The sequence below is a fragment of the Christiangramia flava JLT2011 genome, from assembly GCF_001951155.1.
Taxonomy (GTDB): domain Bacteria; phylum Bacteroidota; class Bacteroidia; order Flavobacteriales; family Flavobacteriaceae; genus Christiangramia; species Christiangramia flava.
The window spans coordinates 1140001-1159358 of record NZ_CP016359.1 but is presented as its reverse complement, the minus strand read 5'-3'; the positions used below and the strand labels follow the sequence as shown (position 1 = coordinate 1159358).

The window sequence follows — 19358 nt, the reverse complement described above, 5'->3', positions numbered from 1 at the left end:
TAGCGGGCTTTTTGACTTTTAGGCAACTTTGATCTTCAGATCTTCACCTTCTTTGAAAACTTCGATCATCTTATGTTTTCGAAGACCCTTCAAAGCTTTATCCCATTTTTTATTGCTGAGACCAGACTGGTCTTTAATTTCATTTAGTTCGTGTACTTCACCATTTTTCAGTAGCTGAAAAACCGCTTTTTCCTCCTCGCTTAATTCCACGGCTTTTTTCTCCGGCTTCATTTGTGGGAAGAATAGAACTTCCTGGATTGACTGGTTATTGGTTAGAAACATAATGAGCCTGTCCATTCCAATTCCTAGCCCGGAGGTTGGAGGCATCCCATATTCCAGCGCGCGAAGAAAATCATTATCGATAAACATCGCTTCATCATCTCCTTTTTCAGATAATTTTAGCTGCTCTTCAAAACGTTCCCGCTGATCGATCGGGTCATTTAATTCAGAATATGCATTGGCGATTTCTTTTCCGCAGACCATCAACTCAAAACGCTCGGTCAATTCCGGATTTTCGCGATGTTCCTTACAAAGCGGGCTCATTTCCTTCGGGTAATCAGTAATAAATGTTGGCTGAATGAAATTGCCTTCACATTTTTCACCAAATATCTCATCGATGAGCTTGCCTTTACCCATGGTTTCGTCTACTTCGATCCCCATGCCTTTGGCGGCTTCGAACAGTTCTTTTTCAGATTTCCCGGTGATATCAAAACCGGTGAATTCAATAATCGCATCGGTCATGGTCACCCGTTTATATGGCGCTTTGAAATCTACCTGATGCTGCCCGAAAGTGGCTTCAGTAGTACCATTTACGGCAATCGCACAGTGCTCCAGCAGTTTTTCGGTAAATTCCATCATCCAGTTGTAGTCTTTATAGGCTACATAGATTTCCATGGCCGTAAATTCCGGATTGTGCGTGCGATCCATTCCCTCATTTCTGAAGTTTTTGGAAAATTCATAGACACCGTCAAATCCGCCCACGATCAGTCTTTTCAGATACAGTTCGTTCGCAATTCGCAGGTATAGCGGAATATCCAAAGCATTGTGATGCGTGATAAAAGGTCTTGCTGCGGCTCCACCTGGAATAGATTGCAGGATGGGTGTTTCCACCTCAAAATAGCCTTTATCATTGAAGAAATTTCGCATCGCATTGAACAATTTTGTGCGTTTCACGAAAATCTCCTTCACTTTGGGGTTCACGACAAGATCTGCGTAGCGCTGGCGGTAGCGTTGTTCTGGATCATTAAAACCGTCGTGCGTATTCCCTTCTTTATCGGTCTTAGGCAGCGGAAGCGGTCTGAGCGATTTGCTCAGCAGGTGAAAATCTTTCACCATCACCGTCATTTCACCTACCTGCGTTTTGAAAAGGGTTCCTTCAATCCCGATAAAATCACCTATGTCCAGTAACTTCTTGTAGACATCGTTGTACTTGGCCTTATCTTCGCCAGGGCAAATTTCATCCCTGTTAAAATACACCTGGATCTTTCCCTTGGAATCCTGAAGCTCCGCAAACGAAGCTTTTCCCTGGATCCTTCTCGACATCAGTCTTCCTGCGATCACCACCTTTTTATCCTCTTCGAAATGCTGTTTGATTTCTGAAGTAGTGTGGTCTACCGGGAAAAGATCGGCCGGGTAAGGGTTGATCCCGGCTTTGCGAATTGCCGAGAGTTTCTCACGTCTAATTTGTTCCTGTTCTGATAGATGCTGCATAAAATCTTTTTTAAAGCATTCAACAAAATGCGGATGCAAATATACACACTATCAGCCTGTGAAACAACGACCTTAAAAGCCGAAATAATAATTCTATCTTTGCCTTAAAATTTCAGTAATTATGAGCGTTTGGAGAGCGATCTTATCGGTGCTTTTTCCGCCCCTGGCCGTGTATGACAAAGGCTGCGGTTCCATTCTTATTGTATTGATTTTGACCATCCTGGGGTGGATTCCCGGTGTGATTGCTGCGCTGATTATTCTGAATAATCCAAAATATTCGTGATGAACAAGGAGGTAGAAGTACAGAATCTCGGAAAGAAGGATTACAAAGAAACCTGGGATTATCAGGAACAACTTTTCCAGGAGACCCTGGATCTGAAGATCAGGAACAGGCGGGAGAATGCAAATGAACCAACCCAAAATTACCTGCTTTTTGTGGAGCATCCTCATGTATATACGCTCGGAAAAAGCGGAGATGTTTCTCATCTTTTGGTATCGGAAGAAGACCTGAAAAAGAAGAACGCTACTTTTTATAAGATCAACCGCGGAGGCGATATAACCTATCACGGCCCGGGTCAGATCGTGGGGTATCCCATTTTAGACCTCGATAATTTCTTTACGGATATTCACAAATACCTTCGCTTATTAGAAGAAATGGTGATACTAACGCTTGCTGAATACGGTCTGAAAGCTGAAAGAAGTAATGGAGAAACAGGTGTATGGCTGGATGTGGGAACACCTTTTGCCCGAAAGATCTGTGCGATGGGCGTTCGAGCCAGTCGCTGGGTGACCATGCACGGGTTTGCGCTCAATGTCAATGCTGATCTTGGCTATTTTGATCATATCGTACCCTGCGGAATACAGGATAAGGCCGTCACTTCCCTCCATGTAGAATTAGGAAAAACGGAAGTGAACATGCAGGAAATACAGGAAAAGCTACTGAAGCATTTTGCAAACCTTTTTGAAGCAGAATTGATATAATTTACCATCTTCTTAAAAAACCTCTTCCCAACCAATCATTTTTTTACTCAGAAACGTTTTACTTCAGCATATTGATAATTCGCTGAAGAATTTGGGTTATTTAAGACAAATTCTTTCACTATTTCGGTGGTTTTCGCCAAATTTACTTTGAAACATAAATCTTAAAGTATGAAGAAACAGTTACTTTTTCTATTCATTCTGCTGTTTACATTTATCACTTCGAGCGGTTTTGCTCAGAGTAAGACCGTGACGGGAACCGTGAACGATGTTCAGGGAATTTCGTTGCCGGGTGTGAATGTGATCGTGCAGAATACCAATCGCGGTACACAAACCGATTTTGATGGGAATTTTAGTATTTCCGTGGAAGAAGGGGAAGTCCTGGAATTTAGTTACCTGGGCTATGCCACTCAAACGGTCACTATTAGCCAGGACGATGTGATCAACATCAGTTTGCAGGAAGATGCCGGTGAGCTGGATGAGATCGTTGTCGTGGGTTACGGTACCCAAAGCAAGCGGAAGCTTACAGATAATGTGGCCAAGCTTACTTCCGAAGATATCGATGAAGTACCCGTGCCAAGTATCCAGAGCACTATTGCCGGTAAAGCAGCCGGTGTGCAAATCTCCCCTACCAATGGTAAGGTGGAAGGAGGCGTGAATATTCGTATTCGCGGGATCGCCAGCATTGGAGCCGGTTCAGAGCCGCTCTATGTACTGGATGGGGTGCCTTTGATCAATTCAAATGAATCGAACAACGGTTCGCCTACCAACCCATTGTTGACGTTGAGTTCTAATGAGATCGAATCTATCGATATTCTGAAAGATGCTTCCGCAGCGGCCGTGTACGGTTCCAGGGGAGCTAATGGAGTAGTCATTATTACGACCAAAAAAGGGGCGAATAAGAAGGCTTCTTTTAACCTGAATTATTCCTACGGAATCAGTGAGCCTACCAATACGAGGGAATGGCTGAATGCTGATGAGTATGTGGAACTTTTTACCGAAGCAGCACTGAATTCTGTAGACGATGGGGTGTTCAGCACTGATGCCGAAGCGACAGATTATATTAATGGGATCTTCGATTTCCTTTCGAACGGAACCGACTGGCAGAATCGCGAGGTAGACACAGACTGGCAGGACCTGGCCCTTCAAAATGGGCATGTACAGGATGCAAGTCTATCGGTGTCTGGAGGAAATGAGGCCACACAATATTTCTTTTCCGGAGCTTATAATGATACCGAGGGTATCGTAACCGGCAATATGCTGGAGCGAATCAATGGTCGGGTAAATGTGACGCATTCCTTCAATGATCGTTTTCGTGCGGGGATGAATATGAGCTTTTCCAGGACTGATATTGACAGGATTGCCAATGATAACGCCTTTGTTACTCCGTTACAGGCCATTGCACAGCCGGCTCTATCGCCAGCTTACACAGAAGATGGGGAGCCAAATCCAAATACCTTATATCCAAATTTCCTGCTTCAGGATAAACACGCATTTTATAATACGGTTATCAGAAGGGTGACCGGAAGAGCTTTTGGAGAATACCGCTTCTTTGACTTCCTGAAATTCAATTCAGATTTTGGATATGACCTTTATTACCAGACGGAAGATAGCTACACGGGAAGACTTGCACCATTTCAGTCTACAAATGGAGAGGCCTATGCTTCCAGCGTTGGAACCGAGTCGTACGTGAGCTCAAATTATTTTACCTATTCGCAGACTTTTGGAGACGACCATGACTTGGAATTTGTTGCCGGTATGGAATACAACCAGTCCAAACGCCGGTTCCAGGATGTTACGGGAATTCAGTTTCCAACAGATGATTTCCAGACTATTAATAGTGCTGCCGAGATCACTGCGGGTTCAGGTTCAGAAACCGCTAATAGTTTCCTTTCTTACTTCGGAAGGCTGAACTATATTTTGATGGATAAATACCTTTTTAAAGCAAGTATTCGTAGGGACGGTTCTTCCAGGTTCGGTGAAAACGTTCGTTACGGTACGTTCCCTGCAATTTCAGCAGGATGGATCCTTTCAGAAGAAGATTTTCTGTCTAGTTCCAATGTCCTGTCTTTCCTGAAAATACGGGCGAGTTACGGGGAGACCGGTAACGCCAATATTGGGGATTTTGCTGCCCTGGGTCTTTTCGGCGGAACGTCTTACAATCAACGTCCCGGGATCACTCCAACACAGGCTGCTAACCCGCAGCTTACGTGGGAAAGTGTGAAACAGACTGATATCGGTTTGGAATACGGTTTTCTGGATAACAGAATTTCCGGAGAGATTGATTACTATAATAAGAAATCTGATGGTTTGATCTTCAATCAGCCGCTTCCCGGAACTTCCGGCCAGGCCAGTATCGTCAGGAATATCGGGGTTCTGGAAAACAAGGGTGTGGAGTTCGTTTTAAATACCAAAAATGTGGAAACCGACGATTTTACCTGGAGCACCAATTTCAATATCTCCAAGAACAATAACGAGGTAAAGGAATTACCGAACGGGGCCGATGTGGTTTCCGGGCAAACTATCCTGAGAGAAGGGGAGCCACTTTCTGCTTTCTACCTGGTGGAATATGCCGGAGTAGATCCTGAAAATGGAGACGCCCTGTACTATATTAACGGTGAAGGTAGCGGTAGAGAAACCACTACCAACCCGAACGAAGCAAATCGGGTGATCGCCGGTCAGCCATATGCCGACTGGATTGCGGGTCTAACCAATACCATTTATTACACGGGTTTTGATCTGAATTTCACTTTTGTGGGAGAATGGGGAGCCAGTATCTATAATGGCGGTGGAATCTACCAGTCTGCCAATGCCGACTATTTCGACAACCAGAGCAGGGACCAGTTGAACAGATGGCAACAACCCGGAGATATCACCAACGTTCCGGAAGCTCGTCTTTTTGGTGGAAACGGAACCGCTTCTTCCACTCGTTATTTGCAGGATTCAGACTTTATCAGGTTACGAAACCTGACGCTTGGCTATACCTTGCCTGGCAGTCTTACTGAAAATATTGGTTTGGAAAAATTCAGGGTCTATTTTACGGGAATTAACTTGTTGACCTTTACAGATTATGATGGATATGATCCTGAGTCTACCAGTGATGCCGGGCAGGGAGTAGGAGTAACCTTCTATTCTGCACCCGCTGTGAAAACCATGTCTTTAGGCGTTAACATTAACTTCTAAAAAAAATCTATGAAAAATATCTATAAAACAATCGGTCTTCTGTGTTTTGTCCTCGCTTTTGCAAGCTGTGATGACAAGCTGGATATTGAACCGAGACAATCAATTTCAACCAGTACCGCAATTTCTACCGGCGAGAATGTGAAGAATATTCTTATTGGGGCTTACAGCGAAACTGGGCAGGACGACAGCTATGGAGGCTATTTGCAACTACTGGCAGACCTATATGGCATTACTGATCAGGCGACCTGGGGAGGAACATTTCAACCGCCACGCCAGGTTTTCAATAAAAGCATCTTTGTGGATAATGCCTTTGTGGCGAATCTTTGGCTGAACGCTTATGACGCGATCAATCAGGCGAATCTGGTGCTGGACTACGCAGATTTGGTGGAGGAAGCCGATAGGGATCAAGTGATGGGTGAAGCGTATTTCTTGCGTGCCCTGAACTATTTTGACCTGAACAGGCTATATAGTTCTCCTGATGGTTCTCTGGGAGTGCCCTTGAGTCTTAACGGAATTGTTGATTATTCTCAGGACCTTCAGTTGCCCCGAGCTACTTCAGCAGAAGTTTACCAGCAGGTAGTGGCCGATCTTGAAAATGCGATCAACCTGTTGCCGGAAAGCAATGATATTTTTGCGGATAAATATTCCGCGGAAGCCTTGCTGGCCAGAGTGCAGCTTCAAATTGGCAATTATGACGAAGCCCTTGCCGCGGCAGATGATGTGATCGAGAACAGCGGGCACGAGCTAACCGATTCATTTTCTGAAGCCTTCAACAATGATAGTGACTCCAGTGAAGATGTTTTCGCGTTCCAGGTGACCACCCAGGATGGAGCAAATGTGTTGGTAACGCATTATGCCGATCAGTCTTTTGGAGGCCGCGGCGGTGATGTCACCGTAAACCAGGCTTATTTGGATCTTTTTGGTGAAAATGATGAAAGGGGCAGCTTTTTCTATGCCAGTGCCCAGAATGGCGGAACGCTGACTTCTAAATACACCAATCAATTTGGCAATATATCGTTGATCAGGCTGGCAGAAATGTACCTGATCAGGGCAGAAGCTAACGTGCGGTTGTCTTCTGAAGTAGGAGCGAGCCCTGTTGATGATGTGAATATGATTCGTGAAAGAGCGGGTGCAGATCTGCTGGAAGAAGTGAGCCTGGATGATATTTTGCTCGAGCGCGAACTGGAATTGATGTTCGAAGGTTTTACGATTTTTGACTATAAGCGAACAGGTCGTATGGTGGGGGAACTCCCGGCCAATTCTCCTGCGCTTTCCTTTCCCATACCGCAACGTGAAATGGATGTGAATGACCTTCTCGTGCAGAATCCTGGCTACGGAAGTTAATTCTGGTCAATCCTATAAGAAGAAGCCGCTCCTAAGAGCGGCTTTTTTTATTGAAATTCGTAGATCAATAATTCGTTCTCTTCCCCGATGCAGAGCAGTTCCAGAGCGGGATCTGTATCAGCATTGGCGATGGCTGCCTGTGAAGTGCCGAAAACCGGGAAACCATCCAGTAATTCCCCATTCGTATTGAAAACATATATTTTCTCGGCCTGCGTGTCACAGATACTTACCAGACTTTTACCATTTACTTCCGCTATCTGTGGGTTCGTATAGAGGCCGTAATCCAGTTGGATCACCTGGTCATTAATATGTAACTCGTTTTCCGTTAGGTAAACAAGCGTATTTTCGTTAGCTACGAGTCGGGCGTTTTCTGCCAAAGCCAAATCTCGTTTACTGATATTTCCATTTTGGGTGATTTCCAAAAGCTCATTATTCGTTGTCAAATTCACAAATTTGCCATTGTAGCCATACCATTCCTGGTTCGTAGCCCCCAAAGCTTCTTTCAGCGGAACCCGAACGGAACCCTGCCGGTTTAAAATGTGCAATTTCCCTGATGCCTCTGAAATTAAAATGTAATCTTTCGTTCCCAGCCGAATGTGCCTGGGAGGTTTGGCAATATTGGTCGATCCACGGGAAAAGTCAAAACCTTTGATAGCCTTTCCGTTTGATCCAACCATGTAGACATTTTCGTTCTGCACCAGAACAAAACGGTATTTTCGGTTATTGTCGTAGTCAAAAACTGCCAGTGGCTGGGTGATGGCGTCGTTGAATTCGATAGGGAAGTGCTCAACATTTTTGCCATTTCGGTCCAGAACATAAAACTTGTAGCCGGTGCTGAAGGCCAGTTGCTGAAAGCCATTTCGAAAAAGGTCAACCCCGTATATTGGACTTTCAATTGCCGTTTTCAGAGCTTTATTCCAGAAAACACTTCCGCGGTTTGAGAGGAGATATAAATTGTTTTGATTGTCCTGTACCGCAATATCCATCTGGTCTGACGTATGATTTTTGAAAAATACGGGCTGGCCGGAAATGGGATTTTCAAGGCTGATAGTTTGGGTAAGCTGGGCTCCGGAATTTTGGCTCGTGCTAACTTCTTCGGAAGACATAAAGGCATGAAAATGCGCATAATTTTCCTCGGCGATGAATTGAACCGCGGCAATGGCAGGGTTTTGCTCGTCTTCCAACTGAAACCTGGAAATAAACAACTGGTTTGACTGGCTGGCGACATTATTAAAAACCACTTCGTAACTGCCGGTTTTTGAAAAATTCTGTTCGTCTTTCTGAGCAGCAATCAGGGTTTTCAGGTTTGCCTGCTCGCCTGTTAGAATGACAAACTGGTCTAAAACGCTGTAAAATTCTTTATCCTGAAAATGGAGAAGTTCTTGAAGTTCGGCCGGGAAAAGGGGTGGATTTTCAAGTCGGAATATATCGGTATTTCGGTAATTGCTGATCGGTTCGCCGCTTCCGGCCATAAATAAACTTGCTGATTCCTTATCCAGAAATGACAAAATCATCGCTTCTTCATTGGCAATTTTCAATAGGGCCATGTTCTTCACGGGAAGTTCGCTGGAAGTGGAATCTGTAAGCTGTAACGCAGCAATATCTAAATTGTAATAGGAGTTGAACTGATTCGGGAGAATTTCAGTAGTAATATTTTCCCCGCGGTCCCTTCCGAAAATGCTCGATTTCCTGGTTGGCGTTGCAAGGCCATTCCACGAAACTTTATCTGGAGAAAGATCGATATCAGCAGCGATCCAGCTCCAGTAAGGTGTCACTTCCGGGAAACCGGCCTTGTGCAAGAAACTTTTGAAGCTTTCCGGAAAGGCGGTATTCTGAATGTAAACATTGGTTTTTTTAGGATCAGTAGTTTCAAAAACCTGGTCAAAATCAGGGTTTGCAAGATGTTTTTTTTCGGAGATCAGGCTTATTAGGCTCGCCGCCCTATTGCTAAAAACCGCCAGTTTACCCTCCTGATACAGGTAAAAACTGCTGTTTTCCAGTGTTGCTTTCTGAAAACTGATGCTATTTTGCGTGATAGTTTCTAATTGTTTGTTTTTGATGGAATCCAGGCTGATGCGATAGTCGATACTTTCCGAAGCTAATACAATCTCCGGTTTATCTTTATTCAAACCAGAAAGGCTGAGAAGCGAGCGGCCGGCTATTTGGTAAAACCTGAGGAATTCTAGTTGCCCTTTCAGTTTGGTAAATAGTGGCTCCTGCTTCAAAAATTTATTTTCCTCAGCCGATTGCAAAAATTTTTCCAGTTCTGGGGATTGTAAGATAATTTCGGCATTTTCAGGAATGAATTCCAGGGAGTTGAAATGGGCATTTTGAGGCTGGCTGCAGGCCAGTAGCAGGAAGAATGCAAAAACAGAAAGGAGTCGGTTCATTTTCAATATTCGGCTTTCCGCAAATGTAGGAAATCTTAAAAATTGAGGCTGAGCTGTTCGGGCAGCAGGCGGAAACTTTTTCGGTGATACGGGGTGATCCCGAATTCCCGTATGGCGGCTCGATGTTCTTTTGTGGGGTAACCTTTGTTCTTTTTCCAGTTATATTCCGGGTGCTCCTGGTGAATTTTTTCCATATAGGCATCGCGATGGGTTTTTGCCAAAACGGAAGCCGCGGCGATCGCACTATATTTTCCATCCCCTTTTATTATGCATTCATGTGGAATTTTTTTGAAAGGTTTGAAGCGATTTCCATCTACGATGATATGCTGAGGTTGGGTGGTAAGCTGTTCTATGGCGCGGTGCATGGCCAAAATGGAGGCATTGAGAATGTTAATTTCGTCAATTTCTTTCATGAAAACATGGGCCACGCCATAGCACAATGCATCATTTTCAATACAGTCCCGAAGTTCGGTACGGGCTTTTAGGCTCAGTTGTTTGCTGTCATTCAGTAACTTATGACTAAATCGTTTTGGAAGGATAACGGCAGCTGCAGTTACTGGCCCGGCAAGGCACCCGCGACCGGCTTCATCGGTTCCTGCAACCTGTAATTTGACATTATATATTTGAAGCATTATGAGTAAAATTCAGTTTTTGTTCAATATTTTTTTACGTTTTTCGCTATTCACAAACAATCATCTATTGGTTAAATGTTAAAACGCAATGAATTTAAAAAGAAAAAAATTTTGTTTTATTAAGAATTTATTATGATTTTTGGCCAAGGCTAATTCAAATTAACGAAATAATGAGAAAAAAATTACTTGGAATTCTAACGCTTTTCATGGTGTTAGTAGTGCAAATTGCATTTGCGCAGGAAAAAACCGTTACAGGAACGGTTTTAGATGATGAGGGTTTACCGCTACCAGGGGTGAACGTAATTGAAAAGGGGACTAATAATGGTGCTCAAACCGACTTTGATGGAAATTACTCTATTTCAGTTGGAGAGGGATCAACACTTGTTTTTAGTTATGTTGGTTTTTCCCCGAAAGAGGTTGTTGTAGGCTCTGCTAATTCTTACAACGTTACATTGGAAACTGACTCAGGTGCTTTGGATGAAGTAGTTGTAATGGGTTATGTTTCTAAAAAGAGAGAAGATTTAACTGGTTCGGTTGTTCAGGTAGATTCTGAGCAGCTTCAGCAAACTCCAATGGCTTCTGTAGATCAGGCTTTACAAGGTAAAGTTTCCGGTCTTCAGATTTCTACGAGTTCAGGTACTCCTGGTGCTACTCAGGATATCCGTATTCGTGGTATTAGCTCGATTAACGCTGGTAACGACCCGTTATATGTAATTGATGGTGTTCCGGTAATCAACAACAACGTTGCTGGTTTCGGTTCAGGTTCTTCACTTTCTGCTTTAGCGAGTTTGAACTCTAATGACATTGAGAGCATCGCTGTGTTGAAAGACGCTTCTGCTACTGCAGCTTATGGAGCAAGAGGTGCGAACGGGGTAATCGTAATTACTACTAAGAGCGGTAAGAGCGGGAAGACTTCTGTAAATGTTAGTTCATACTATGGTTTCACCAATAACGCTACTGATGGTCCAGATATGTTGACCGGTGCTGAAAGAGAAATTCTTTACTATGAAGGAATCGTAAACACCTATGGTGCAGATTACGGTCTTTCTAATATTGATGACGCCAGAGATTTTGAAGCTACTTACTTAGGAGATTATGCGGGTTATATAGCCTGGAACGAAGCAGGTCGTCCTGAAGGAAACTGGGATGAGGTTATTAAGAATAACGATGCGCCTGTTCAGGAGCACACTATTTCTGCAACTGGAGGTGGTGATGATCATAACTTCTATACTTCTCTTGGTTATTACAAGCAGGAAGCTACTGTAATTGGATCTACTTTTGATAGAATTACAGGTTCCTTGAACCTTACTAAAGATATCACTGATAATCTTAAGTTTACCACATCTAACACTGGTTCACATACTTTCCAGGATGGTATTCTTGAGGGAAGTGCTTATTTCTCTTCTCCTCACACTGCGAGATATTTCATGTCTCCAATCGATCAGCCATATAATGAAGATGGAACTATTAACTTAAATACTGGTGTTCCAAACCCATTATACATTTCTCAAAATGATATTGATGAGTCTAAACTTACAAGGATTCTGACTAACAACGCTTTGTCATGGCAGACTCCAATCGAAAACCTTTCTTTGACTTCAAGAGTTTCGATTGACTACCAGGTATATGATGCAAAACGTTACAGAAACCGTGTTCTTGGAGATGGTTCTAGTACTGATGGATATGGAGCTAGAGTGAGCAGAAATACTGTTACTTATGTTTTCCAGAACTCTATTGACTACCTAACTAATTTCGGTGATCATAACTTTGATTTCAAATTGCTTCAGGAATTCCAGAAGTATAAGAGAAATTACCTTTTTGCTGATGGAGACAGCTTTGTGACCGATGGTCTTTCAAACCTGGCTTCTTCAGGTAACCCAACATCAGCTTCTTCTGAATTTACAGATTGGGCGGTAGCTTCTTACCTTGCAACTGCTTCGTATAACTACGATAACAGATATGTTTTGAACGGAACTTTCCGTCGTGAAGGAAACTCAAGATTCGCTTCAGATAAGCGTTGGGGAGATTTCTGGTCAGTTGGTGCTGCCTGGAACCTGCACAGAGAAGAATTCCTTTCAGGAAGCGATTTTGTAAACAATCTTAAATTACGTGCTTCTTACGGTAAAACTGGTAACGCAAACATTGGTATCAACCAGTACCAGGTATTATTTAACTATGATGCTGATTATGCTGGAAGTGGAGCTTCTTACCCTGCAACATATGGTAACGAAGACCTAACCTGGGAAACTGGAAATACCTTCGATGTTGGTATCGATTTTGGTCTATGGCAGAACAGGTTGACTGGATCTCTTGCATACTATCGCAGAGAGTCTAAAGACCTTCTTCTTGATGTACCGTTATCTTATACTACAGGTTTCTCAAGCCAGTTCAGAAACATCGGGCGTATGGAGAACAAAGGTTTTGAAGCTGAATTAAACGTTAAAGTTGTTCGTACTGATGATTTCAACGTAAGCCTAGGTGGTAACGTAGGTACTGTTGAAAACGAAGTTCTTGAGGTTGCTCAGGATGCGAACGGTAACGAGATCGCTGTAACGAGTATTTACTCAACTTACCAGAGATCAAAATCTGGATCATTGGTTAACGAGTGGTTCTTACCTGCTTGGGCTGGTGTAGATCCAGAAACAGGTTTAGATACTTATTATACTAATGGTGAAGGAAGTGAAATCGCTGCAAGCTATACTCAGGCGAATAGAGTTTACACTGGATACAGTGCTCTTCCAACTATTTCTGCTGGTATGAATTTCCATGTTGATTTCAAAGGTTTCTTCCTTGATGCTTCAGGATACTACGCCGGTGGTCATAAAGTTTACGAGTCTTGGCACCGATACATCAACCAGAACAACCTGTATGCTACTGCATTCTACAATGGGTATGATTACTTATTGAACAGATGGCAACAGCCTGGTGATGTGACCAGAGTTCAGAAATCAAGGTTCGCTGGTGAGCCATGGCAGTATAGCACGAAGTTCCTTCACGATGGTGACTTCTTCCGTCTAAGAAATGTGACTGTTGGATATGATTTCAACCCTAGCATTACAGAAGCTATCGGAATCAATAGCGCCAGAATTTTTGTAAGAGGAACTAACCTTTATACTTGGGTGAAAGATGATAATTTGCTGCATGACCCAGAAATTGATGCTTCAGGATTCACTAGTATCACTACTCCTCCTGTAAAATCAGTAGTATTAGGTGTTAACTTAAAACTTTAAAAAATTATGAAAAAGTACATGAATAAAATAATTTATATGGCCCTTGCAGTGGTGTTAGTGACTGCAGGTTCATGTTCTACAGATGACCTTGAGCCGTCTTTGGAACAATCTAAAAGATCTGAAAATGCCATCCTAAGTGTGGGTGACATGGAAGGACTTATCAAAGGAGCTTATAACCGACTTTCTAGTTCGGGGTACTACGGTAGAGATTACCTGGTAACCAACGAAGTTCGTACTACGAACGTATTTTCAAATGGTAACTCAGGTCGTTTCAGTACAGAAGCAGCTTTAGCTTACCTTCCGAACAGTACTTATATCTGGGATAACGCGTATGGTGTGATTGCTGTAGCGAACATTCTTATTGGTACTGACGTTTCTACCCTGGAAGGAGATCAGGCTTACGGTCAGCACATTCAGGGACAAGCTTACGCAATCAGAGCCCTGGCACATTTTGACCTTCTGAAAACTTACGGTCAGCAATATGTTGGTGGTGATCTTGGTGTTCCTTATGTGAAGTCTTTTAAAGGCGGGAATGATTTTCCATCTCGTGATTCAGTTGATTCAAACATCGCTGATATCATGAGCGACCTTCAAACTGCTTTTGATCTAATGAGTTCAGATTACTTCGATTCTTCAAAAGAATTCATGTCGAAGTATACAGCTAAAGCTTTGGAATCTAGAGTAGCTCTACAGTTCGGAATGTGGACTGAAGCTCGTGATGCGGCAAAAGCGGTAATCGATTCTGGAATCTATTCAATCGTTCCAGCTTCAGATTATGTTGCTTCTTTCGATCAGGATGGTGGTGCTAACTCTATCTTCGAAATCGCTTACAGCGGAACCGACAACCCAGGAAGTGATTCTATGGAATTCATCTATAGAGGTTCTACTTATGGAGATATCCAGGTTCTTCCAAACGTTCTGGATCTTTATGAAGAAGGAGATGTTCGTGCTGATATTCTTGGTTACGAAGGTGAGAGACTTAGAAACATTGGTAAATATCCAAACAGATCTGCTAACGTAATTGTTATTCGTTATGAGGAAGTAGTGTTGAACTATGCTGAAGCACTTTACCAAATTGATGAGAACGATGAAATGGCATTGACCTGGTTGAATAAAATTCCAGAAGCAAGAGGAGCTACTCCTTATGATGATGTGACAGTGGAAAACATCCTTCAGGAAAGAAGAAGAGAGCTAATCTTTGAAGGTCTTTATTTCTGGGATCTTATGAGATATGGAATGGACATCGAAAAAGTGGATGTTCTTCAGAATATTTCAGCTACAATTCCATTCGGAGATTACAGATTGGCATATCCAATTCCGTTGAATGAAATCGATGCGAATTCAAACATTACTCAGAATCCAAACTACGGTTCTTAAACAGTAATTTCAATAATCATAAAAAAACCACCCGCTTTGGGTGGTTTTTTGTTTTTATAATTCTTCCGCTATTTTTGAGTTATATTACTACTTTTGCTGCAATACCTGACTACATGAAGAAAAGCTTAATTTATTTCTGCCTGCTTATTTCCATATTTGCTTTCGGTCAGGCACCCCAGGGAAAACCTGGAAATACCAAGGTTTCAGATTCCGCAAAAAAAGCACCTATCGATCTTTACAAGATCATCAGCATAGAAAATGATACCACGCACCTCGATACCACGCTCACGATCGAGAAGGATTACAAGTTCAATTACTTGCGGAAAGACAATTTTGCGCTTTTGCCATTTTCTAATACCGGGCAAACCTATAATGCACTCAGTCTCGAAAAAGACTATGATCAGACCTTTTCCGGCTTTGGAGCAAGGGCCCGGCATTACAACTTTCTGGAGGCTGAAGACATCAATTATTATTTTGTACCCACGCCATTAACGGAACTGTATTTTAAAACCGTTCCCGAACAGGGCCAGCAGCTGGATGCCTTTTTCACTGTGAATACCTCGGAAAATCTCAATATGTTCATTGGCTATAAAGGCCTGCGGGCGCTTGGGAAATATCAGCACATCTTAACCAGTACCGGTAATTTGCGGCTGGGCTTCAGTTATCAGTCAGATAATGACCGTTATCGCATCAAGGCGCATTTTGTGGCCCAGGACCTGCTAAATGAGGAAAATGGTGGGTTGACCACGCAATCTCTTCAGCAATATCTGGACCGGGAGGAAGAATTTAGCGATCGTTCGGTTCTGGATGTAAACTATGAAAATGCTGAAAATGTGCTCTACGGAAAACGTTTTTTCGCAGAACAGTCGGTCAATATTAATAACCCGGCCGATTCTACCAATAATTTCCTTTTTGGTCATCGGATCAATTACAGCTGGAAAAAGTATGTTTTCAAGCAGGATGCCGCTGTGAATTCTTTATATGGTAATTCATTTGAAAGTTCCGATTTAAGGGATGTGACCAAATATGCCAATTTGGAGAATGAAGTTTCGCTAAGCTTTAAAAATAAATACGCCGGTAAAATTGAAGCACTGGCCGGGATCACCAATTATGATTACGGGTATAATTCTGTTGTGATTAAGGAAAATGATACCGTTGGGAATCGCTTGCGGGGGAGTGTAATGCATCTTGGTGGCGGTTATTCAGCTCAATTTGGAGGTTTTAACCTGGAGGCAAAAGGAAAATTGAACCTTTCGGAAGAATTTCCTGGTAATTTCCTGGATGTTTCTGCGGGCTATGATTTCGATGAGCAGAATAGAATTCGGTTTGGGTTTAGTCAGAATAGTACACGACCAAATTTCAATTTTCTGCTCTACCAGAGCGATTATCTCAATTATAACTGGCAGAACGATTTTGATAATGTTTCCTCCCAGCGGCTATATGCCCAATTTGATTCAAAAAAGATCGCTGCTATTTCGGCCATTCTGGCCCAGATTCAGAATTATACCTATTTTGCCCAGGATGACAGTTTGAATGTTCGCCCCTTTCAATCGGGTAACGCCGTTCGTTTTTATAAAATTAAGGCTGAAAGAGGATTTGATTTCGGTCGCTTCGGGATGCATCATACTATAATGTATCAGGATGTGGTTGAAGGATTCGATGTGCTGAATCTACCGAAACTGGTAACAAGGAATTCGATTTATTACAAAGATTACTGGTTTGATAAAGCGCTTTATCTGCAAACGGGGTTTACCCTGAACTATTTCAGCAAATATCAGATGAATGCTTATGATCCTGTTTTAGCTGAATTTTACGTTCAGAACGATCAGGAACTCGGCGGATATCCGGTTGTAGATTATTTTTTCAATGCAAAAGTAGACCAGGCCAGGATCTTTTTTAAGCTTCAGCATTTGAATGCGCTGTTAAAACAGAATAATAATTTGGTTGCGCCCAACTATCCTTACACCGATTTTTTGATAAGATTTGGGCTGGTTTGGAACTTTTTCTTCTAGTTTTTCGAGTGGGTAGGTTGCTGAATTCTTAGTGCTTTTACCAAAAAGCTGTTTATTTACAGCGAACCGCAAATTTTGCCGTCTTTTTCTGCTTGAAATTTCTCTTCGGAAATGAATATTTCACAAAAATTGAAATTTTTAAAAAGGCTATTGTGTAATTAAAAATCGGCTGTATATTTGCACCCGCTTTCGCAGGAAAGTATTGTTCATTGAGAGTTGGTTTTTTGCTGAGTTGTTGGGGGTGTAAGGAGAGGAAAGAAGAAAAAACAGCTGCTAAAAATTTTTTCAAAAAAGTTTTGGTGGAAAGCAAAAAACAGTTGTATATTTGCAGCCGCTTTGAAAAACAAGTGGTGTTGAAAAAAAGGAGCTGCCGTCGGGGCATGTAGAGGGGTTCGAGTCCTTAAGTTCTAACAAAGATGAAGATCATTGACATATTGAATTGACAGGGATTATATAGAGGTATATAATTCAGTGTATAAGAATTAAGACGAAACGTCAGACCTGAGCAATTTCTTGGTAGTTGTTACATTATATAAGAATTAACGATGAAGAGTTTGATCCTGGCTCAGGATGAACGCTAGCGGCAGGCCTAACACATGCAAGTCGAACGGTAACAGGAATTAGCTTGCTAATTTGCTGACGAGTGGCGCACGGGTGCGTAACGCGTATACAATCTGCCTTTAAGCGGGAAATAGCCCATGGAAACGTGGATTAATGTCCCATAGTATTATGGATTCACCTGGATTTATAATTAAACATTTATGGCTTAAAGATGAGTATGCGTCCTATTAGCTAGATGGTAAGGTAACGGCTTACCATGGCAACGATAGGTAGGGGTCCTGAGAGGGAGATCCCCCACACTGGTACTGAGACACGGACCAGACTCCTACGGGAGGCAGCAGTGAGGAATATTGGACAATGGAGGCAACTCTGATCCAGCCATGCCGCGTGCAGGAAGACTGCCCTATGGGTTGTAAACTGCTTTTATACAGGAAGAACCACACCTACGTGTAGGTGCTTGACGGTACTGTATGAATAAGGATCGGCTAACTCCGTGCCAGCAGCCGCGGTAATACGGAGGATCCAAGCGTTATCCGGAATCATTGGGTTTAAAGGGTCCGTAGGCGGGACAATAAGTCAGTGGTGAAAGTCTTCCGCTCAACGGGAGAATTGCCATTGATACTGTTGTTCTTGAATTAGTATGAAGTGGTTGGAATGAGTAGTGTAGCGGTGAAATGCATAGATATTACTCAGAACACCTATTGCGAAGGCAGATCACTAATACTATATTGACGCTGATGGACGAAAGCGTAGGTAGCGAACAGGATTAGATACCCTGGTAGTCTACGCCGTAAACGATGGTCACTAGCTGTCCGGCCTAATTGAGGGCTGGGTGGCTAAGCGAAAGTGATAAGTGACCCACCTGGGGAGTACGTTCGCAAGAATGAAACTCAAAGGAATTGACGGGGGCCCGCACAAGCGGTGGAGCATGTGGTTTAATTCGATGATACGCGAGGAACCTTACCAGGGCTTAAATGCAGTCTGACAGGAGTGGAAACACTCCCTTCTTCGGACAGATTGCAAGGTGCTGCATGGTTGTCGTCAGCTCGTGCCGTGAGGTGTCAGGTTAAGTCCTATAACGAGCGCAACCCCTTTCGTTAGTTGCCAGCGAGTCATGTCGGGAACTCTAGCGAGACTGCCGGTGCAAACCGTGAGGAAGGTGGGGATGACGTCAAATCATCACGGCCCTTACGTCCTGGGCCACACACGTGCTACAATGGTAGGGACAGAGGGCAGCTACCCCGCGAGGGGATGCGAATCTTTAAACCCTATCACAGTTCGGATCGCAGTCTGCAACTCGACTGCGTGAAGCTGGAATCGCTAGTAATCGCACATCAGCCATGGTGCGGTGAATACGTTCCCGGGCCTTGTACACACCGCCCGTCAAGCCATGGAAGCCGGGGGTACCTGAAGTCCGTCACCGTAAGGAGCGGCCTAGGGTAAAACTGGTAACTGGGGCTAAGTCGTAACAAGGTAGCCGTACCGGAAGGTGCGGCTGGAACACCTCCTTTCTAGAGCCAAGCTGTACTTATAAACAGCCAGCGCAATTACCAGATAGGGAGTTGTTACTAACAGAGAAGACCTCTTTGGTCTTGATTCTTATACTGTCAATTTGATTATATGTGAGATGTATACTGTATAAAGTATGCTGTATATGGAAGTTTTTTTCTGATACATTATACAATTGACCTTATACATGACACAAAGGACAGTCTCATAGCTCAGCTGGTTAGAGCGCTACACTGATAATGTAGAGGTCGGCAGTTCGAGTCTGCCTGAGACTACTTAAGAAGTAATTTTTTAAGCCTTAGGGCGAAAAGGGAATTACGAAGTTCATTAAAAGATATTGAAAGGAAATTTTAGAAGTTGGGTTTGTTACGAGTTGGAAAGACTCTTAACTCATAACTAAGAACTCATAACTGAAAAATGGGGGATTAGCTC

General features: G+C 43.0%; 11 protein-coding genes, 2 tRNA genes and 1 rRNA gene (1 of these 14 running past the window's edge). 10 read left to right on the top strand and 4 right to left on the bottom strand.

The window, feature by feature from the left end:
• Positions 1–18 precede the first annotated feature (18 nt).
• The gene (gene lysS, locus GRFL_RS04870) at positions 19–1710 is read right to left on the bottom strand and encodes a lysine--tRNA ligase (protein WP_083643549.1); all 1692 of its coding nucleotides are present in this window, start codon (positions 1708–1710) and stop codon (positions 19–21) included.
• Between the two features lie 121 nt (positions 1711–1831).
• Between lysS and GRFL_RS04865 the strand changes: the two genes are divergently transcribed.
• The 4 genes from GRFL_RS04865 (at position 1832) to GRFL_RS04850 (ending at position 7215) form a co-directional block, all read left to right on the top strand.
• Positions 1832–1993, top strand: coding sequence for a YqaE/Pmp3 family membrane protein (locus GRFL_RS04865; RefSeq protein WP_083643548.1), 162 nt, complete (start codon positions 1832–1834; stop codon positions 1991–1993).
• Positions 1993–2691 carry a lipoyl(octanoyl) transferase LipB gene (gene lipB, locus GRFL_RS04860; protein WP_083643547.1) on the top strand — a complete coding sequence of 233 codons (699 nt, stop codon included), beginning with the start codon at positions 1993–1995 and terminating at the stop codon, positions 2689–2691. Before GRFL_RS04865 ends, lipB begins: the two co-directional genes overlap by 1 nt.
• 168 nt (positions 2692–2859) lie before the next feature.
• Positions 2860–5871 (top strand): SusC/RagA family TonB-linked outer membrane protein, encoded by a 3012-nt coding sequence (locus GRFL_RS04855; RefSeq protein ID WP_083643546.1) that lies wholly within the window; start codon positions 2860–2862, stop codon positions 5869–5871.
• Between the two features lie 9 nt (positions 5872–5880).
• Positions 5881–7215 (top strand): RagB/SusD family nutrient uptake outer membrane protein, encoded by a 1335-nt coding sequence (locus GRFL_RS04850; RefSeq protein WP_083643545.1) that lies wholly within the window; start codon positions 5881–5883, stop codon positions 7213–7215.
• Positions 7216–7262: 47 nt separating this feature from the next.
• Here GRFL_RS04850 and GRFL_RS04845 read toward each other — a convergent pair whose 3' ends face one another.
• Both GRFL_RS04845 and GRFL_RS04840 read right to left on the bottom strand, forming a co-directional pair.
• Positions 7263–9605, bottom strand: a complete 2343-nt coding sequence (locus GRFL_RS04845) for a hypothetical protein (protein WP_083643544.1) — start codon at positions 9603–9605, stop codon at positions 7263–7265.
• Positions 9606–9640: 35 nt separating this feature from the next.
• Entirely contained in the window at positions 9641–10237 is a 597-nt protein-coding gene (locus GRFL_RS04840) for a ribonuclease HII (RefSeq protein WP_083643543.1), read from the bottom strand.
• Between the two features lie 170 nt (positions 10238–10407).
• Between GRFL_RS04840 and GRFL_RS04835 the strand changes: the two genes are divergently transcribed.
• From GRFL_RS04835 to GRFL_RS04825, 3 genes are all read left to right on the top strand, one after another.
• The gene (locus tag GRFL_RS04835; RefSeq protein WP_083643542.1) at positions 10408–13467 is read left to right on the top strand and encodes a SusC/RagA family TonB-linked outer membrane protein; all 3060 of its coding nucleotides are present in this window, start codon (positions 10408–10410) and stop codon (positions 13465–13467) included.
• A gap of 18 nt (positions 13468–13485) precedes the next feature.
• Positions 13486–14844 (top strand): RagB/SusD family nutrient uptake outer membrane protein, encoded by a 1359-nt coding sequence (locus GRFL_RS04830; protein WP_236995882.1) that lies wholly within the window; start codon positions 13486–13488, stop codon positions 14842–14844.
• 113 nt (positions 14845–14957) lie between these two features.
• The gene (locus GRFL_RS04825) at positions 14958–16856 is read left to right on the top strand and encodes a putative porin (protein WP_083643540.1); all 1899 of its coding nucleotides are present in this window, start codon (positions 14958–14960) and stop codon (positions 16854–16856) included.
• A 52-nt stretch (positions 16857–16908) separates the two neighbouring features.
• On the opposite strand, the gene GRFL_RS04820 is transcribed toward GRFL_RS04825, so the two are convergent.
• A complete protein-coding gene (locus GRFL_RS04820) occupies positions 16909–17145 on the bottom strand; it encodes a hypothetical protein (RefSeq protein ID WP_157492994.1) in 237 nt (78 codons plus the stop codon).
• A 253-nt stretch (positions 17146–17398) separates the two neighbouring features.
• Here GRFL_RS04820 and GRFL_RS04815 point away from each other — a divergent pair.
• The 3 genes from GRFL_RS04815 to GRFL_RS04805 form a co-directional block, all read left to right on the top strand.
• A 16S ribosomal RNA gene (locus GRFL_RS04815) occupies positions 17399–18928 on the top strand.
• A 199-nt stretch (positions 18929–19127) separates the two neighbouring features.
• Positions 19128–19201: transfer RNA gene (locus tag GRFL_RS04810), tRNA-Ile, on the top strand.
• A gap of 144 nt (positions 19202–19345) precedes the next feature.
• Positions 19346–19358, top strand: a tRNA-Ala gene (locus GRFL_RS04805); it runs 64 nt beyond the window's last position.

Bases quoted from the DNA above. Each gene is read 5' to 3' on its own strand.
- GRFL_RS04865 (WP_083643548.1), top strand. From the start codon at position 1,832: ATGAGCGTTTGGAGAGCGATCTTATCGGTGCTTTTTCCGCCCCTGGCC.
- lipB (WP_083643547.1), top strand. From the start codon at position 1,993: ATGAACAAGGAGGTAGAAGTACAGAATCTCGGAAAGAAGGATTACAAA.
- GRFL_RS04850 (WP_083643545.1), top strand. From the start codon at position 5,881: ATGAAAAATATCTATAAAACAATCGGTCTTCTGTGTTTTGTCCTCGCT.
- GRFL_RS04845 (WP_083643544.1), bottom strand. From the start codon at position 9,605: ATGAACCGACTCCTTTCTGTTTTTGCATTCTTCCTGCTACTGGCCTGC.
- GRFL_RS04830 (WP_236995882.1), top strand. From the start codon at position 13,486: ATGAATAAAATAATTTATATGGCCCTTGCAGTGGTGTTAGTGACTGCA.
- GRFL_RS04825 (WP_083643540.1), top strand. From the start codon at position 14,958: ATGAAGAAAAGCTTAATTTATTTCTGCCTGCTTATTTCCATATTTGCT.
- GRFL_RS04840 (WP_083643543.1), bottom strand. From the start codon at position 10,237: ATGCTTCAAATATATAATGTCAAATTACAGGTTGCAGGAACCGATGAA.
- GRFL_RS04855 (WP_083643546.1), top strand. From the start codon at position 2,860: ATGAAGAAACAGTTACTTTTTCTATTCATTCTGCTGTTTACATTTATC.
- lysS (WP_083643549.1), bottom strand. From the start codon at position 1,710: ATGCAGCATCTATCAGAACAGGAACAAATTAGACGTGAGAAACTCTCG.
- GRFL_RS04835 (WP_083643542.1), top strand. From the start codon at position 10,408: ATGAGAAAAAAATTACTTGGAATTCTAACGCTTTTCATGGTGTTAGTA.